Here is an 18994-nt window from a genome sequence, read left to right as displayed (position 1 = left end):
ACGTCGCCAGTGCGGTACATCCGCCCATTGGCTTGGAACGGATCGTCGAGGAAGCGTTCGGCGTTCAGCTGCGGACGGTTCAGATAACCGCGCGCCACCTGTACGCCACCGATGTACAGCTCGCCGACCACGCCGTGCGGCACCGGTTGTAGCTGGGCATCGAGGATGTACATCCGGGTATTGGCAATCGGTTTGCCGATCGGCGTGTTGTCCGGTGTGCTTTCCAGCGGCCCGGCGCAGTTCCACGCGGTCACGTCCACTGCGGCTTCGGTCGGGCCGTAGAGGTTGTGCAGTTCGCTGCCCGGCAGTTGCTGTTTGAAGCGGCGCACCACGCTGCCCGGCAGGGCTTCGCCGCTGCACATCACCTGACGCAGGCTGCTGCAGCGTGCGGTGTCGGCGTGGGCGAGAAAGACGTCGAGCATCGAGGGAACAAAGTGCAGCGTGGTGATGTGTTCGCGTTCGATGATTTCGCTGAGATACAGCGGAACCTTGTGTCCCTCGGGCCGGGCCATGACCAGTCGGGCGCCAGTCATCAACGGCCAGAAGAACTCCCAAACCGAGACGTCGAAGCTGAACGGGGTTTTCTGCAACACCGTGTCGGCAGAACTCAGTTGGTAAGCGTCCTGCATCCACAACAGGCGGTTGACCACCCCGCGATGTTCGTTGATCACGCCTTTCGGTTGGCCGGTGGAGCCGGAGGTGTAGATCACGTACGCGGTGTGATTCGGGGTCAGCTCATTGACATGCAGGTTTTCCGTTGGCAGCGACTGCCAGTGCGGCTGATCCAGGTCGATCACCGGCACCGAAACGTCACCGAGCAACGAACGCGTCGAACCCTGCACCAGCACCGCCAGCGGCGCGCTGTCCTCCAGCATGTAGGCCAGACGCTCCAGCGGATACGCCGGATCCAGCGGCACATAACCGCCACCGGCCTTGAGGATCGCCAGCAGCCCGACCACCATGTCCAGACCACGCTCGACGCAGATAGCCACCCGCGCATCCGGCCCTACGCCCGATTCACGCAGATGCCGCGCCAGTTGATTGGCCCGGGCGTTGAGTTCGGCATAAGTCAGTGGCTGTTCATCAGCGAGCACGGCGGGTGCCTGCGGCGAGCGCACCACTTGCGCCTCGAACAATCCGTGAATGGTCTGATCAAGGTTGTAATCGACCGCCGTGGCATTGAACTCGACCAACAAACGCTGCTGTTCCTCCTCCGCCAGCAGCGGCGCCTGTTCCAGCAGCGCCTGATCATTGCCGACCATCGCCTGCAACAGGCGCTGGAAGTAACCGACGAAGCGCTCGACCGTGCTCTGGTCAAACAACGCCGTGGCGTATTCCAGCGATCCGCGAATGATGCCGTTGGACTCACTGAGGCTCAGCGACAGGTCGAACTTGGCGAAGTGGCTCGGCTCGGCCACGCCTTCCAGCGTCAGTTCGCCGAGGGCCAGCGCCGGGCTTTCGAGACCGTCCCAACTGAGCAAGGTCTGGAACAACGGGCTGTGCGCCAGGCTGCGCACGGGCCGGGTGATTTCCACCACTTGCTCGAACGGCAGATCCTGATGCGCCTGCGCTTGCAGGGTTTGCGCCTTGACCCGCGCCAGCAGCGCTTCGACGCTCAGCTCGCCCAAGGTGTCGATGCGCAAGGCCAGAGTGTTGACGAACATGCCGATCAGGCCTTCGATTTCGGCGCGGGTGCGGTTGGCCACTGGCGAACCGATCACCACGTCCGCCTGCCCGGACAAGCGGCTGAGCAGCATCGCCCAGGCACTCATCAGCGTCATGTACAGGGTCACGCCATGGCGCTGGCCCAAGGCTTTGAGCCCGGCACTTAGCCGCTCGTCGAGCACGACGGCAACGCTGCTGCCGGCATAGTCCTGCTGCGCCGGGCGCGGCCGATCGGTCGGCAGCATCAACAGTGCCGGGGCGCCGGCGAGGGTCTGTTGCCAGTATTCGCTCTGACGCTGCAGCACCTCGCCGCTGAGCCAGCGCCGCTGCCACACCGCGTAGTCGGTGTATTGCAGCGCCAGAGGCGGCAACGGATCCGGCTGGCCATGACTGAACGCCTGATACAGCGCCATCAGTTCGCGGGTCAAAACCCCCATCGACCAACCGTCAGAGATGATGTGGTGCAGGGTCAGCAACAGTACATGGTGATCGTCGGCCAACCGCACCAGTCGCCCGCGAATCAACGGATCGTCCTGCAAGTCGAACGGCCCGGAGGCTTCGCCCTGAATCAGTGCCTGCAGGGTTTCCTCGGGTTGCGGGTGCTGGCGCAGGTCTTCGACTCGCAGCAGCAGGCCGGTGTCCACCGGGGCAATCAGCACCTGGGCTTCGTCGTTGAATTGCGCGAAACGGCTGCGCAGGGTTTCGTGGCGGGCGACGATCCGCGCCAGTGCGCGTTGCAGCGCCGCGTCGTCGAGACGGCCACGCAGCCGCAGGGCCACGGGAATGTTGTAGGCGGTGTTGGCGCCTTCCATTTGCGCGAGGAACCACAGGCGTTGCTGGGCGAACGACAGCGGCAACGCGCCGTCACGCGGGACCGGCACGATCTGTGGTTGCGCACAGCGTCCGGCCTCGCTCAGCACTGAGGCGACCGCCGCCAGTTCGGCGTTGGCGAACAGATCGCTCAGCGCCAGCTCGACACCCAGGCGCTGGCGCACTTGCGAGACCATGCGCATCGCCAGCAACGAATGCCCGCCGAGTTCGAAAAAGTGATCCTGCCGCCCGACCCGCTCGACTTGCAGCACATCGGCCCAGATCTGCGCCAGCGCGGTTTCTACCTCGCCTTCGGGCGCTGCGTACTCGCGGGTGAACAGCGCTGCCAGATCCGGCGCCGGCAAGGCCTTGCGGTCGACCTTGCCATTGGCGGTCAGCGGCAACGCGGCGAGTTTGACGAACGCGGTCGGCACCATGTACTCCGGCAACCGGCTGAGCAGTTGCGCGCGCAACTCGCCCACCGGCAGCGCTTCGACCTGCGGCTGCTCGGTGAAGTACGCCACCAGTCGTGGCTGGCCGGGTTGATCTTCGCGAGCGAGCAGCACCGCCTCCTGAATCCCCGGCAACTGGTTGAGGCAGGTTTCGATCTCGCCCAGCTCGATGCGCACGCCACGGATCTTCACCTGATCGTCGTTGCGCCCCAGGTACTCGATGTTGCCGTCTTCACGCCAGCGTGCAAGGTCGCCGGTGCGGTACATCCGCGCATTCGGCAAGGGGCTGAACGGGTCGCGCAGGAAGCGCTCGGCGGTCATGTCCGGGCGATTCAGGTAGCCACGGGCAACCCCGGCACCGCCAACGTACAACTCGCCCGCTACGCCAAGCGGCACCGGGCGCTGCTGTTCGTCGAGCAGGTACACCGTGGCATTGCTCAGCGGTTTGCCGATGTGCAGCGCGTCGCCGCTTTGCACCCGACCTGAAGTCGCGACCACCGTGGCCTCGGTCGGGCCGTAGTTGTTGATCACGTCGAAATGCTGGTTACGGTTGAACTGACGCAAGCGGTCGCCGCCGATCAGCAGCGTGCGCAGGGTCGGGTGTTCGAGGTTCAGGCCGAAGGCGTATTCGGCCACCGGGGTCGGCAGGAAGCTCACGTCCAGCGGCTGCGCGCACCACCACGCGAGCAAGGCGTCGATGTCTTCGCCGCCCTCGTGGGTCGGCGCCAGATGCAGGGTCGCGCCTGCGCACAACGCCGGCCAGACTTCCCAGGCCATCGCATCGAAACCGAAACCGGCGAGGCTTGAGGTGTGGCGACCGGCACAGAGGTCGAACGCGGTGCAGTGCCAGTCGACCAGGTTGCTCAAGGTGTGATGCTCGACCATCACGCCTTTGGGCAGACCGGTGGAGCCGGAGGTGTAGATCACGTAGGCCAGGTTTTTGGTACTCAGGCCGGGAACGCGCGGATTATGGGTCACGCCCTGCGGCCAGTTGCAGCGGTCGAGTTCGAGCACCGGCACGTTTAGCGCCGGCAGTCGCTCGCGTAGATGGCTTTGGGTCAGTACAGCGACTGGCGCGCTGTCGTCGAGCAGGTAGTTCAAGCGCTCCGCCGGGTGCGCCGGGTCAATCGGCACGTAACCGGCGCCGGCCTTGAGGATCGCCACCAGTCCGACCAGGGTGTCCAGCCCACGGCGAGCGACGATGGCGACTCGGTCGTCAGGCTTCACGCCCAGGCCGATCAGGTGCTGCGCCAAGGCGTTGGCTTGCTGATTGAGTTCGGCGTAGGTCAGTTGCACGTCGGCAAACACTGCCGCCAGCGCGTCCGGCCGTTCGGCCACCTGCGCCTCGAAACGTTGCTGAATGGTCTGTGCAGCAGGGAAATCCACTTGAGTGGCATTGAAGCCGCGCAACAGCTGTTCAAGCTCTGCCGCCGGCAGGATCGGCAATTGATTGACCGGTGTCTGCGGCGCCTGCTCCAGGGCGAGCAGCAGGTTCTGCAGTGCGCAGAGCAGGTAGTCGCAGATGCGCTGCGGATCGGTCTCGGTGCTGGCCAGCAGGGTCAGGCTGAAGGCGTCACCGAGGTCATCGACACTCATCGTCAGCGGATAGTTGCTGCGCTCTTCGGAGTGCAACGTGGAGATACCGTCCCACGCCGCGAGGGTTTCGGCGCTGGCGGTGGCGACGTTGTGGCTGTGACGATAATTGAGCAGCGTGCTGAACAGCGGCGTCGGCGCCACCACGTGACTGCAGCGCTGAGCCAGGGCCAGTGGTGCGTGTTCGTGACGCATCAGCGTGGTCAGCCGCGCGTGGGTGGCGTTGACGGCCGCGCGCACGTCCTGCCCGTCGATATTCACCCGCAACGGCAAGGTGTTGATGAAAATCCCCAGCGCCCGGTCAATCGCTTCGGCGCCCTGCATGCGGCCCATCAGCACGGTACCGAACACCACCTGCTGCTTGCCGGTCAGCGCGGCCAGCACCTGCGCCCAGCCGAGGTGGAACAGGCTCGCGACACTCACGCCAAGGGTCCGCGCCTGCGCCCGCAGACGCTGGCCCAATAACGTTGGCACCGGCACGCTGAGTTCGACGATTTCACTGCCGTCACCCTGCACATCCTGAAGGCCGTAAGGCAGCGTCGGTTCGTCGATGTCGCCGAGCATCTCGCGGAAAAACGCCTCGTGCTCGGCCTCACTGACGCCCAGACGCGCCTGCGCCACGTAGTTGCGAAATGGCACCGGGCGCCCGAGCCGTTCACGCTGCCCGGTGAGGCAGGCGCGCATTTCGTGGCGCACCACGTCGAGTGCCGAGTGGTCGAGCGCCATGTGATGGAACAACAACGTGGCGATCACCCGCTGCCCCGCTTCATCCCACGCGTGGGCCAGACGCATCAGCGGTGCCTGGGTAACGTCGAGGCGGAAATGCCGTGCGTCGAAGCGCTCATGCAGATACGCCAGAACGTCGCAGGCGGGTTCTGGCAGCGTCACGTCTTCCACCGGCAGTTCGGCCCGGCGCCAGACCACCTGCACCGGCGCATCCAGTCCTGCCCAATGCACAGCGGTACGCAGGATGTCATGACGGTCGATCACCGCTTGCAGCGCTTGGGCGAACGCCTGAAAACGCTCGCGGCTGGCAAAGGCGAAATGCGATTGCATGACATACGGATCACCGTCACCGGCACTGACGTGGTGATACAGGATGCCTTCCTGCAACGGCGCCAGCGGGTAGATGTCCTGCACGTTGGCCGCGCCGCCGGGGACTTGTGCGACGAGGTGGTCAATGGTCGCCTGGTCGAGCTCGACAAGCGTCAGCATCGCCGGGGTGATGTGCGTGGTGCCTGAGACGATGCCGTTGGCCGGCACTTCGACCTGGCCGTGTTTGCTGGCCGAGTACTGCCCGGCCTTGATCAGCTCGATCAGCGCCGGTTTGTGCTCGCGCAACAGCGCCAGCAACGCCGGGTCGTTCAAGGCCTGCTTGTTGCCATTGACCCGCAATTGGTCGTCCGCGACCGCCAGCTGAATATCTTTAGCCTTCAATGTGGCCAACAGTTCGATCACGTTCACAGGACGATCTCCATTCGTTCGGTAATTGCGGCGTAGCCGGCCAGGGTCGGATGTTCGAACAGCGACCTGACATCGGCTTCCATGCCTTCCTGACGCAGCCGGCCGATCAGACTGACCGCCAGCAGCGAGTGACCACCCAGTTCAAAGAAATGATCGTGGCGCCCTACCCGCTCGACGTTGAGCAACTCGGCCCAGAGCCGTGCGAGGGTGATTTCGACGTCGCCCACCGGGGCTTCGTATTCGCGCACCGGCAATGCGGCCTGATCCGGCGCCGGCAGCGCCTTGCGGTCGAGTTTGCCGTTGGGGCTCAGCGGCAGTGCATCGAGATGCACGAACAGCGCAGGCACCATGTAGTCCGGCAGATGCTCCAGCAAGTGGCTGCGCAGCACGTCGATTTCCAGGCGTGCCCCGGTGTAGTACGCCACCAGACGCTTGTCGCCGGATGCATCTTCGCGGGCGAGCACTGCGGCTTCCTGAATGCCGTCGATCTGGGTCAAACGCGCCTGAATCTCGCCGAGTTCGATGCGCAAACCACGAATCTTCACCTGATCGTCGTTGCGGCCCAGGTACTCGATGTTGCCGTCCGCCAGATAGCGGGCGACGTCGCCGGTACGGTACATCCGCCCATTGCTCTGGAACGGATCGTCGAGGAAGCGTTCGGCGTTCAGTTCCGGGCGATTCAGATAACCGCGCGCCACCTGCACGCCACCGATGTACAGCTCGCCGACCACGCCGTGCGGCACCGGTTGTTGCTGGGCATCGAGGATGTACATCCGGGTATTGGCGATCGGTTTGCCGATCGGCGTGTTGTCTGGGGTTTGTTCCAGCGGCCCGGCGCAGTTCCACGCGGTCACGTCCACTGCCGCTTCGGTCGGGCCGTAGAGGTTGTGCAGTTCGCTGCCCGGCAGTTGCTGTTTGAAACGCCGCACCACGCTGCCCGGCAACGCTTCGCCGCTGCACATGACTTGCCGCAGGCTGCTGCAACGTGCGCTGTCACCGTGAGCGAGAAACACGTCGAGCATCGACGGCACGAAGTGCAGCGTGGTGATGTGTTCGCGTTCGATGATTTCGCTGAGATACAGCGGATCCTTGTGCCCCTCGGGCCGGGCCATGACCAATCGAGCGCCAGTCATCAGCGGCCAGAAGAACTCCCAGACCGAGACGTCGAAGCTGAACGGGGTTTTCTGCAATACCGTGTCGGCGGAACTCAGTTGGTAAGCGTCCTGCATCCACAGCAAGCGGTTAACCACCCCGCGATGCTCGTTGATCACACCTTTCGGCTGGCCAGTAGAGCCGGAGGTGTAGATCACGTACGCAGTGTGCTGCGGGGTCAGTTCGGTTATCGCAAGATTGTCTGTCGGCAGCGTTTGCCAATGCGGCTGATCCAGGTCGATCACCGGCACGCCAACGTCACCGAGCAACGAGCGCGTGGTTCCCTGCACCAACACCGCCAACGGGGCGCTGTCCTCGAGCATGTAAGCCAGACGCTCCAGCGGATACGCCGGATCCAGCGGCACATAACCGCCACCGGCCTTGAGGATCGCCAGCAGCCCGACCACCATGTCCAGACCACGCTCGACGCAGATCGCCACCCGCGCATCCGGCCCTACGCCCAATTCACGCAGATGCCGCGCCAGTTGATTGGCCCGGGCGTTGAGTTCGGCGTAGCTCAGTGGCTGCTCACCCGCGACCACGGCGGGTGCCTGCGGCGTACGCGCCACTTGCGCTTCGAACAGCCCGTGAATGGTCTGCTTAAGGTCGTAATCGACGTCCGTGGCATTGAGGCCGAACAGCAGCTGCTGACGCTCGGCATCCGCCAGCACCGGCAGGCGGTTCAACGCCTGCTGCGGTGTCTGCTCCAGCGCCTCGACCAGCCCCGCCAGCGCCTGCTGCATGTAGCCACACACCCGCGCCGCGCCAATCTGTGAAGGGGTCATCGCTGTAAGGTCAAAGCCCTGCCCCAGGTCATCGACGTTGAAGCTCAGCGGGTAGTTGGTGCGCTCCTCGCTGGACAGATTTTCGATGCCTTGCCAGGCCAGGCGATTGGCTTGCAACTGTTCTGCGCTGACGCTGTGCCGGTAGTTGAGCATGGCGCTGAACAGCGGCGACGGCGCGGCCACCCCGCTGCAACGCTGGGCCAATGCCAGTGACGCATGTTCATGGCCGAGCAATGCGGTCAGTTGCGCATGGGTCGTACGTACCCCGGCACGCACCGAAACATCGCCCAGATCCACCCGCAGCGGCAGCGTGTTGATGAACATTCCCAAACCGCGATCGGCGCCGGTACCGCCCTGCATCCGCCCCAGCAGCACGGTGCCGAACACCACGCGCTCATGTCCGGAAGTCGCCGCCAATACCTGAGCAAATGCCAGATGGAACAGGCTCGCGACGCTTACGCCCATCTGCCGCGCCTGGCTGCGCAAGCGCCGCGCCAAGGCTTCGGGCACTCGCTGACGGACTTCTTCGATGTCATGGCCGTCACCGTGCACATCCAGCAGACCGAACGGCAGCGTCGGTTCGTCAATTTCACCGAGCATCGCGCGGAAAAACGCTTCGTGCTCCTGCTCGCTGACACCCAGCCGGGTCTGCGCCACGTAATTGCGATACGGCACGGCGGGGATCAGGGCTTCGCCGTGACCGAAAAGCAGCGCCTGCAGTTCCTGCTGCACCACTTCCAGCGCCGTGTGATCCATGGCGATGTGATGGAACAGCAGCATGGCGACCACCCGCTGGTTGGCCGGATCCTGCGCATACACCAGGCGAATCAGCGGCGCCTGACTGAGGTCGATGCGGTAATGCCGCGCGTCGAAACGCTCATACAACTGCGCCAGAACATCACCGCCCGCCGGATCGAATGCAACCTCCTGCAGTGGCAGCTCGGCTTCACGCCAGACCACTTGCACCGGCGTCGCCAGCCCTTCCCAGACCACTCCGGTACGCAGAATGTCATGACGTGTCATGACCTGACGCAGCGCGGCGGCGAAGGCCTGCAAGCGTTCAAGGCTGTCGAATGCCAGGCGCGATTGCAGCAGGTATGGATCGCCCTGCGCGGCGCTCAAGTGGTGATAAAGGATGCCTTCCTGCAACGGCGCCAGCGGATAAATATCCTGCACTTTGGCGGCCCCGCCCGGCACCGTGGCAACCACGCGCTCAATGGCTGGCTGATCCAGTTGCACCAGCGTCAGCATGTCTGGAGTGATGTGCGTGCAACCGTGCGGAATCAGGTTGGCCGGCACCGCAACTTCGCGACCGCTGCCGACGGCGGCCGCCAGCGCGGCCAGGGTTGGCTGGCTGAACAGCACGCGCACGTCGGTGCTCAGGCCGAGCTGACGCATGCGCTCGATCAGGGTCACCGCCAGCAGCGAATGTCCGCCCAGTTCAAAGAAGTTGTCGTGCCGTCCGACCTGCTCGACTTGCAGCACCTCGGCCCAGACCTGCGCCAGCGCAGTTTCCACCGGCCCTTGCGGCGCTGCGTATTCGCGGCTGAGCCAGGCGTCCTGATCCGGTTCGGGCAAGGCCTTGCGGTCGAGTTTGCCGTTGGCGGTCAGGGGCAGCGTCTCAAGCCGCACGTAAGCTGCCGGCACCAGTGCCTGCGGTAGATGCGCTTGCAAATGCGCGCGCAGTTCCTCGATATCGACCGCTGTTCGAGCAGTGAACCAGGCAATCAACCGCGCCTCGCGCACCAGCACCACCGCGCCCTGCACCGCCGGATGGCTGGACAGCGCGGCTTCGATTTCGCCCAGTTCCACCCGCACGCCGCGCAGTTTGACCTGATCGTCGTTGCGCCCCAGGTACTCGATATTGCCGTCGGCCAGCCAGCGCGCGAGGTCGCCGGTGCGGTACGTGCGCGCCTGCGGTTCGTCACTGAACGGGTCTTCGAGGAAGCGTTCGGCGGTCAGCTCGGGACGGTTCAGATAACCACGGGCCACCCCCGCGCCACCGACATACAACTCGCCCGCCACGCCAACCGGCACCGGACGTTGCTGTTCATCGAGCAAGTAAACCCTGGCGTTGCTGATGGGCCGGCCGATGTGCAGCAATTGCCCGGCATGGATTTGCCCGGAAGTCGCAACCACCGTAGCCTCGGTCGGGCCGTAGTTGTTGATCACGGCAAAGGTCTGCTCACGCGGGAACTGGCGCAACTTGTCGCCCCCGATCAACAGCGTACGCAAGGTCGGATGCCCCAGCTCACGACTGAAGGCGTATTCGGCAATCGGCGTCGGCAGGAAGCTCACCTGCAACGGCTGTGCGCGCCACCAGTCGAGCAGCTCATCCAGATGTTCGTTGCTGATCGACGGCGGCGGCAGGTGCAGGGTCGCGCCGACACACAGCGCCGGCCAGACTTCCCAGGCCATCGCGTCGAAACCGCAACCGGCGACGCTGGCGGTGTGGCTGCCGGCATGCAGGTCGAACGCCTCGCAGTGCCAGTGCACAAGGTTTTCCAGGGTCGCGTGTTCGACCATCACGCCTTTCGGCTGGCCGGTCGAACCCGAGGTGTAGATCACGTAAGCCAGATGCGCCGGGGTCAGCGTCGGCAGTTGTGGATCTGTCTCCGCCAGGTGCTGCCAGAGGTTCTGATCCAGATCGATCACCGGCACCCGGCCCAGCAGCTCGCGGGTCGAGCCCTGCGCCAGCACCGCCACCGGATCGCTGTCCTGCAACAGGTAGGCGATGCGCTCCGCCGGATACGCCGGGTCGACCGGCACATAACCGGCGCCAGCCTTGAGAATCGCCAGCAGCGCCACCAGCATCTGCGGGCTTCGTGGCAGGCACACGGCAATCCGGTCGTCCGGCTGCACGCCGAGGCCGAGCAAGTGATGCGCCAAGCGATTGGCCTGCTGATTGAGTTGCGCATAGGTCAGCTGTTGCGTGCCCTGCACCACCGCCAGTGCCTGCGGCTGCTGCGCGGCCTGCACTTGCACCAGTGTCTGAATCGTTGCACCGCGCGGATAGGCCGCTGCGGTCGGATTGAAACCGACCAGCAAGCGCTCGTATTCATCGACCGAGAGAATCGGCAAACGGTTGAGCGGACGCTGTGGCGCCTGCTCCAGTGCGTGCAGCAGATGCTCCAGCGCGGTGTGCATGTAGCTGCAGATGCGTTGCGCGCCGATCTGCGTCAACGCCAGCACGGACAGGGAAAAGTCTGCGCCGAGATCGTCGACGCTGAGGGTCAGCGGATAGTTGCTGCGCTCTTCGCCGCCGAGCAATTGCACGCCTTCCCAGATGCCCTGACCGTCACGCGGCTGCGCCTCGGCGACGGTATGCCGGTAGTTGAGCAGTGCGCTGAACAGCGGCGCGCCGGACACCGCGCTGCAGCGCTGGGCCAGCGCCAGTGGCGCGTGTTCATGGGCCAGCAGCGCGGTCAGCCGGGCGTGGGTGGTCTTGACAGCAGACTGCACGCCTTCGCTGACATCCACCCGCAGCGGCAAGGTGTTTATGAACACGCCCAGGGTGCGATCCGCGCCCTCGCCGCCCTGCAAGCGACCCAACAGCACCGTGCCGAACACCACGTCGCGGCGGTTGGCAAGTACCCCCAGCACCTGCGCCCAGGCCAGGTGCATCAGGCTCGCCGGGCTGACACCCAACTGCCGCGCCTGTTCTCGCAGGCGCAGGGTCAGCCCGGCATCGACGGCTTGCTGCGCCTCCTCGATGTCGCCGCCATCGCCTTGCACGTCATGCAGACCGAACGGCAGGGTCGGTTCATCGATATCGCCAAGCATGTCGCGGAAGAACGTTTCGTGCTCCTGCTCGCTGGCCCCCAGACGCGCCTGCGCCACGTAGTTTCGGTACGGCATCGGCGTGCCGAGGCGGTCGGCCTGATCGAACATGAACGCGCGCATCTCTTGGCCCACCACTTCCATGGCGGTGTGGTCGAGAATCAGGTGCTGGAACAGGATGATCGCCACCACCCGTTGCTGCGCCGGATCCTCGGCGTAGACGATGCGCATCAGCGGCGCCTGGCTCAGGTCGAGGCGGTTGTGGCGGGCATCGAAGCGCGCGTGCAACTGTTCGAGGACGTCGCCCTGAGCCGGATCCAGCGGCACCGCCTGTACCACCAGCGGCGCCTCACGCCACACCACCTGATGCGGACTCGGCAAGCCTTCCCAGACCACGCTGGTGCGCAGAATGTCGTGACGGGCGACGACCTGTTGCAAGGCTCGGCTGAAGGTGCGCAGACGCTCCACGCTGTCGAAGATCAGCCGCGATTGCAGCAGATACGGATCGCCCTGTTCGGCGCTCAAGTGGTGGTAAAGAATGCCTTCCTGCAACGGTGCCAGCGGATAAATGTCCTGCACATTGGCCGCGCCACCGGGCACGGTGGCGACGATGCGCTCGATGCTCGCCTGATCGAGCTCGGTCAGGCTGAGCATGTCCGGGGTGATGTGCGTGCAACCCGGCGGGATGCGGTTGGCCGGCACTTCGATTTCGCGACCGCTGCCCACAGCGGCGGCCAGTGCGGCCAGAGTCGGCTGCTTGAACAACACGCGCACGTCAGCCGCGAGGTCGATCTGGCGCATGCGTTCGATCAGGCTCACCGCCAACAGCGAATGCCCGCCCAGTTCGAAGAAGTTGTCGTGACGACCGACCCGCTCGACGTTCAGCACGTCGATCCAGATCTGCGCCAGCGCAGTTTCCACCGCACCTTGTGGCGCTTCATATTCGCGGCTGAGCCACGCGCCCTGCTCCGGCTCCGGCAAGGCCTTGCGGTCAATCTTGCCGTTGGCGGTCAACGGCAGCGCATCGAGACGTACGTATGCCGCCGGCAGCAGCGCATCCGGCAAGCGTGCCTGCAAATGCGTGTGCAACTGCTGAATATCGACCGCCGTGCGCTCGGTGAACCACGCAATCAGCCGCTCGTCGCGAACCAGAACCACCGCCTCCCGCAGCGCCGCGTGGCTGCCGAGCGCAGCTTCGATTTCACCGAGCTCGATACGCACACCACGCAGTTTGACCTGATCGTCATTGCGCCCCAGGTACTCGATGTTACCGTCGGCCAGCCAACGCGCCTGATCGCCGGTACGGTACATGCGCGCCTGCGGCTCGTCGCTGAACGGATCGAAGAGGAACTGCGCAGCGCTAAGCTCCGGGCGATTCAGGTAACCGCGCGCCACGCCGGCGCCGCCGACATACAACTCGCCCGCCACCCCCGCCGGCACCGGGCGCTGCTCGGCGTCCAGCACATAGATTTTGGCATTGGCAATCGGGCGGCCGATGTGCAGCGGCTGATCCAGCTCGACCCGACCCGAGGTGGCGACCACCGTGGCTTCGGTCGGGCCATAGTTGTTGATCACTTCAAAGGTTTGCTGGCGATTGAACTGACGCAGTCGGTCGCCGCCAATCAGTAGCGTACGCAGAGTCGGGTGCCGCAATTTCCGGCTGAACGCGTATTCGGCCACCGGCGTCGGCAGGAAGCTGACCTGCAACGGCTGCGCGCACCACCAGTCGAGCAGCTCGTCGAGGTGCTCGTTGCGGATCGACTGCGGCGGCAGGTGCAAGGTCGCGCCGACACACAGTGCCGGCCAGACTTCCCAGGCCATCGCATCGAAACCGAAACCGGCGACACTCGCGGTCTGGCTGCCGGCCTGCAAATCAAAGGCTTCAGCGTGCCAGTGCACGAGGTTTTCCAGGGTCGCATGCTCGACCATCACCCCTTTCGGTTGGCCAGTGGAGCCGGAGGTGTAGATCACGTAAGCCAGATGGTTCGGCGTCAATGCCGGCACCTGCGGATTGGCATCCGACAGGTGCTGCCAGAGGTCGTTGTCCAGATCGATGACCGGCACGCCACCGAGCAGATCGCGAGTCGATGCCTGCGCCACGACCGCCACCGGGGCGCAGTCCTGCAACAGGTAGGCGATGCGTTCCGGCGGATACGCCGGATCAACCGGCACATAACCGGCGCCGGCCTTGAGGATCGCCAGCAGCGCGACCAGCATGTCCGGACTGCGCCGGGCGCACAGGGCCACCCGGTCATCGGGCTGCACACCGAGGCCAATCAGGTGATGTGCCAGACGATTGGCCCGTTGATTGAGTTCGCCATAGCGCAACTGCTGCGTACCTTGCACCGCCGCCAACGCTGCAGGGTGCGCGGCCGCCTGGGCCTCGAACAAACGCTGCACGGTCCGCGCCTGCGGGTAATCGCGACCGCTGATGTTAAAGCCGACCAGGACCCGCTGCCGTTCGCTCGGCGACATCACCGAAATCTGTCGCAGCGGTGTGGCCGGATTGTGCTCCAGCGCCGTCAGCAGATTGTGCAGCGCGGTCTGCAAGTAATCGCAGACCCGCGCACCATCCACCTGCGGCACCGCTTGCACGCTCAGGCGGAAACCAGTGCCGAGGTCATCGACGCTGACCACCAGCGGATAGTTGCTGCGCTCGCGCGAGCTGAGAATCTCGATCCCGTCCCAGGTCACACCTGCCGGTTTGGTCGCGCTGTGGCGATAGTTGAGCAAGCTGCTGAACAGCGGCAGCGACGCGGCCACACCGCTGCAACGCTGGGCCAGCGACAGCGAGGCCTGCTCATGCGCCAGCAGTTGCGCCAGACGTTCATGGGTAGAGCGCACGCCTTGCTGCACCGCCGTCGCGCCGACGCTGACCCGCAGCGGCAAGGTGTTGATGAACATGCCGAGTGCGCGGTCGGCGCCCTCGCCGCCCTGCATGCGCCCGAGCAACACGGTGCCGAATACCACCTCTTCGCGCCCCGAAACCTGCGCCAGCACCTGGCCCCAGGCCTGGTGTACCAGGCTGGCCGCGCTGATGCCGAGGCGGCGCGCCTGCTCGCGCAACCGCTCGGCTACGCCGGCGTCGAGCACCTGCTCGCTGTCGATAATGCTGCTGCCGTCGCCATGTACGTCCTGCACACCGAAGGCCACGGTCGGCTCGTCGATGTCGCCAAGCATGTCGCGGAAGAACGCTTCATGCGCCTGGGTATCGGCCTGCTGTTGCGCCTGCGCCACGTAGTTGCGGTACTGCACCGGCATCGGCAACTCGGCACCGCTCGGGTACAGGCTGTCGTTCATTTCCGCGAGCAGCACTTCCAGTGCAGTGTGGTCGAGCACGATGTGGTGCAGCAACAGGATGCCGACCCAGCGCTGCTGTTCACGGTCTTCGGTGTAGGCCAGACGCATCAGCGGCGCGCGGCGCAGGTCGAGGCGGTAGTGCCGTGGATCGAACCGCGCCTGCATCTGCGTCAGCACATCGCCCTCAATCAGGTCGGCATCGACCCGTTCCAGCGCCAGCGGCGCTTCACGCCAGACCACTTGCAGCGGCTCTTCAAGCCCTTCCCAGACCACGCTGGTGCGCAGAATGTCGTGGCGTGTGATCACCGCGTTCAACGCACGGACGAAGGCCTTGATCTGCGCCAGTCCGGCGAAGGCGAATTGCGCCTGCAGCACGTAGGGGTCACCGGCGCTGGTCGCCAGATGGTGATAGAGGATCCCCGCCTGCAAAGGTGCCAAGCCGTAAATGTCCTGCACATTGCCGACGCCGCCGGGCACAGTGGCGACCACGCGGTCGATGGCGGCCTGATCCAGCGTGGCCAGCGGCAGCATGTCCGGGGTGATCCGCGTGCAATCGGCGGCAATCAGATTGTCCGGCACCCGCAGGGCGTGACTGTGGCTCAGGGTCGCCGCCAGCGCCGCGACGCTTGGCTGACCGAACAGCACGCGCACGTCGCACTGCAAGTCGTGCTGACGCATGCGTTCGATCAGTTTCACCGCCAACAGCGAATGGCCGCCGAGTTCGAAGAAATTGTCGTGCCGCCCGACCTGCTCGACACCGAGCAGGGTCTGCCAGATTCCGGCGATCAGGGTTTCCACCGGTCCCAGCGGAGCTTCGAAGCCGCGCCGGGCGAACGCATCGCTGTCCGGTTGTGGCAAGGCTTTGCGATCAAGTTTGCCGTTGGTGGTCAGCGGTAAAGCGTCGAGGCGCACAAACGCGCTTGGCACCATGTAGTCGGCCAGCGATTGCAGCAACGCGTCGCGCAATTGCGCGGCGCTCGGTTCAGTGCCTGCGGCGGCCAGCCAGTAGGCGACCAGACGCTTGTCACCGGGGCTGTCTTCGCGAGCGATCACCAGCGCTTCGCGCACACCGGCGCAGGCTGCCAGGCGAGCTTCGATTTCACCGAGTTCGATGCGGAAACCACGGATCTTCACTTGATCGTCGTTGCGCCCGAGGTATTCGAGGCTGCCATCCGCTGACCAGCGCGCCAGGTCACCGGTCTTGTACAGTCGCGCCTCGGCACGGCCGCTGAACGGGTCGGCGATAAAGCGTTCAGCAGTCAGCGCGTCACGATTGAGATAACCCCGGGCAACCCCGGCGCCGCCGACGTACAACTCGCCGATCACGCCGGCCGGCACCGGCTCGCGCTGCGCGTCGAGCACGTACAGTTGCAGGTCGGGAATGCCCACACCGATCGGGCTGCGCCCGACCAGCAGCGCGTCCGCTGCCTCCAGTGGCCGATAGGTCACGTGCACCGTGGTTTCGGTGATGCCGTACATGTTCACCAGCCGCGTACCGGCATTGCCGACCCGCGCGTACCACGGTTTGAGCAGGCCCGGTTCCAGCGCTTCGCCGCCGAAGATCACTTCGCGCAACGAGTGCTGCAGCGGGCTGCGGCCCTGCGCGGTGATCAACTGGCGGAAGGCGCTCGGCGTTTGATTGAGCACGGTGACGCCAGTGCGGCACAGCAGCGCGTAGCAGTCGTCCGGTGAGCGGCTGACGGCCTGCGGCACCAGCAGCAACTGGCCGCCGAACGCCAGCGCGCCCCAGATTTCCCACACCGAGAAATCGAAGGCGAAGGAATGGAACAGCGCCCACACATCTTGCGGGTTGAAGTTGAACCAGTCGTGGGTCGCGGAAAACAGGCGCGTGACGTTGCGGTGTTCGACCATCACGCCTTTGGGCAGCCCAGTGGAGCCCGAGGTGTAGATCACGTAGGCGAGATGACTCGGACTCAGCTCGGGAATCTGCGGATTGCTGCTGAGTTCAGCCTGCAACTGCACGCTGTCCAGATCGATGCTCGGCACGTTGAGCGCGCCAACCCGATCCAGCGTATCGGCCTGGGTCAGCACCACCACCGGGGCGCTGTCCTGCAGGGTGTAGGCGATGCGCTCCAGCGGATACGTCGGGTCGATTGGCACATAACCGGCGCCCGCCTTGAGGATACCGAGCAGGCCGATGAGCATTTGCGGGCCGCGCTCGACACAGATCGCCACGCGCTGATCCGGGCGAATTCCCTGTGCCAGCAGGTGATGCGCAAGCTGATTGGCGCGGCGGTTGAGCTCGCTGTAGCTCAGTGTCTGCTCCTCGAACAGCAGCGCTGTGGCCTCCGGGCGTGCCGCCGCATGCGCTTCGAACTGCTGATGGATCAACGGCGTTTCCGGGAATTGCGGCAACGGCGAGTTGACCCCGTGCAGCAGGTATTCGCGCTCGGCCGCCGGCAGGATATTCAGGCGTTGCAGCGGCGCATCCGGAGTCGATTGCAAGGCCTGCAGCAGGCTGTGCAACGCGGTGTGCAGGTAAGCGGCGATGCGTTCGGCACCCAGCGCCGCATCCGCCAGCGCGGTGATGCGCAAGTCTTCGCCGAGGTCGTCGATGTTGATCGTCAGCGGGTAGTTGGTGCGTTCGCGGGCGCCCAGCACTTGCACGCCGGGGGCCAGTTCGCTGACCTCGGCGATCTCTTCGCTGCTGCTGTGGCGATAGTTGAGAATCGCGCTGAACAACGGCGTCGGCACCGCCACCGCACTGCAACGCTGGGCCAGGGCCAGCGAGGTCTGTTCATGGCCGAGCAACGCGGTCAGGCGTCGATGGGTGGCCAGCACCCCGGCACGCACGCCGTCCTGCCCGACATCCACCCGCAGCGGCAAGGTGTTGATGAACATCCCCAGCGCCTGTTCGCCGCCCTCACCCGCCTCCATCCGCCCCAGCAACACGGTGCCGAACACCACAGCGGTGCGGCCCGACAACTGGCCGAGCACCCGCGCCAGCGCCAGGTGCATCAGGCTCGCCACACTGACGCCGAGCTGACGCGCCTGGCCGCGCAGTTGCCGGCTGAAGTCTGTGTCGAGCATCAGCAAGGCTTCTTCGATGCCTTGGCCGTCGCCCTGCACGTCCTGCAAACCACACGGCAAGGTCGGCTCGTCGATGTCGGCGAGCATCTCGCGGAAAAACGCTTCGTGAACCTGCTCGTCCAGCCGCAGACGGGCTTTGGCCAGATGATCACGGTACGGCACCGGCGGCCCGACCTGCGCGGTCTGGCCGAGCAGATGCGCGCGGGTTTCGCGGCGCACCACATCGAGCGCGACGTGGTCCATGATCAGGTGGTGGAACAGCAACAGCGCGACCACGCGCCCGTTGGCCGGATCCATGGCGTACACCAGACGCAGCAGCGGCGCCTGCCGGATGTCGAGGCGGAAGAATCGTGGGTCGTGGCGCTCCAGCAGTTGCGCCAGGACATCCGCGCCCGAGTCGAGGGCGATTTCCTCGCAGTGCAGACGAGCCTGCCGCTGCACCACTTGCAACGGTTCGTCCAGACGCTCCCAGACGAACGAGGTCCGCAGAATGTCGTGGCGTTCGATCATCCACTGCAACGCCTCGGCGAAGGCCTCCAGACGTTCGCGGCTGTCGAAGGCGAACCGCGCTTGCGACACGTAGGGGTCACCGGCGGGTGCCGACACGTGCAGATAGAGCATGCCTTCCTGCAGCGGCGCCAGCGGGTAAATGTCCTGCAGGTTGGCGGCGCCGCCGGGTACTTTGGCGACCAGGCGATCGATGGTCGGCTGATCCAGAGTCACCAGCGGCAGCATGTCCGGGGTGATGCGAAACGCCGGGCTCAGCCAGTCGCCACCGTTTTGCGCGACCAGTTCCAGCAACTGCGCCTTGTGTTCGCTGAGGCTGTCCCACAACGCATCGTCCAGCGCGTCGTCGCTGCCCAGAATGACCAGGTCTTCATCTTCCTGTTGAAGGCGGATCGCATGGGTGGAAAGAACAGCCATCAGTTCGCTGAAATGCAT

The 18994-nt window shown here is 65.1% G+C and carries 2 protein-coding genes (1 of these 2 running past the window's edge); both read right to left on the bottom strand.

All coding sequences use genetic code 11. The features are described from left to right. On the bottom strand, positions 1–5984 hold the 5' portion of the coding sequence (locus KVQ82_RS13265; RefSeq protein ID WP_222019103.1) for a non-ribosomal peptide synthase/polyketide synthase. The gene continues 11839 nt to the left of window position 1, outside the view; the window shows 5984 of its 17823 coding nt (coding positions 1–5984); its start codon is at positions 5982–5984; its stop codon lies beyond the left edge, outside the window. Beyond that, a complete protein-coding gene (locus KVQ82_RS13260) occupies positions 5981–18994 on the bottom strand; it encodes a non-ribosomal peptide synthetase (RefSeq protein WP_222019102.1) in 13014 nt (4337 codons plus the stop codon). The genes KVQ82_RS13265 and KVQ82_RS13260 overlap by 4 nt, the downstream gene beginning before the upstream one ends.

The sequence above is a fragment of the Pseudomonas sp. AO-1 genome (assembly GCF_019775695.1).
Classification (GTDB): domain Bacteria; phylum Pseudomonadota; class Gammaproteobacteria; order Pseudomonadales; family Pseudomonadaceae; genus Aquipseudomonas; species Aquipseudomonas parakoreensis.
This window is presented reverse-complemented; position numbering and strand designations above follow the sequence as displayed.

What these genes read in the sequence shown, in the direction of transcription:
- KVQ82_RS13260 (WP_222019102.1), bottom strand. Translation starts at nt 18,994, where the DNA reads ATGCATTTCAGCGAACTGATGGCTGTTCTTTCCACCCATGCGATCCGC.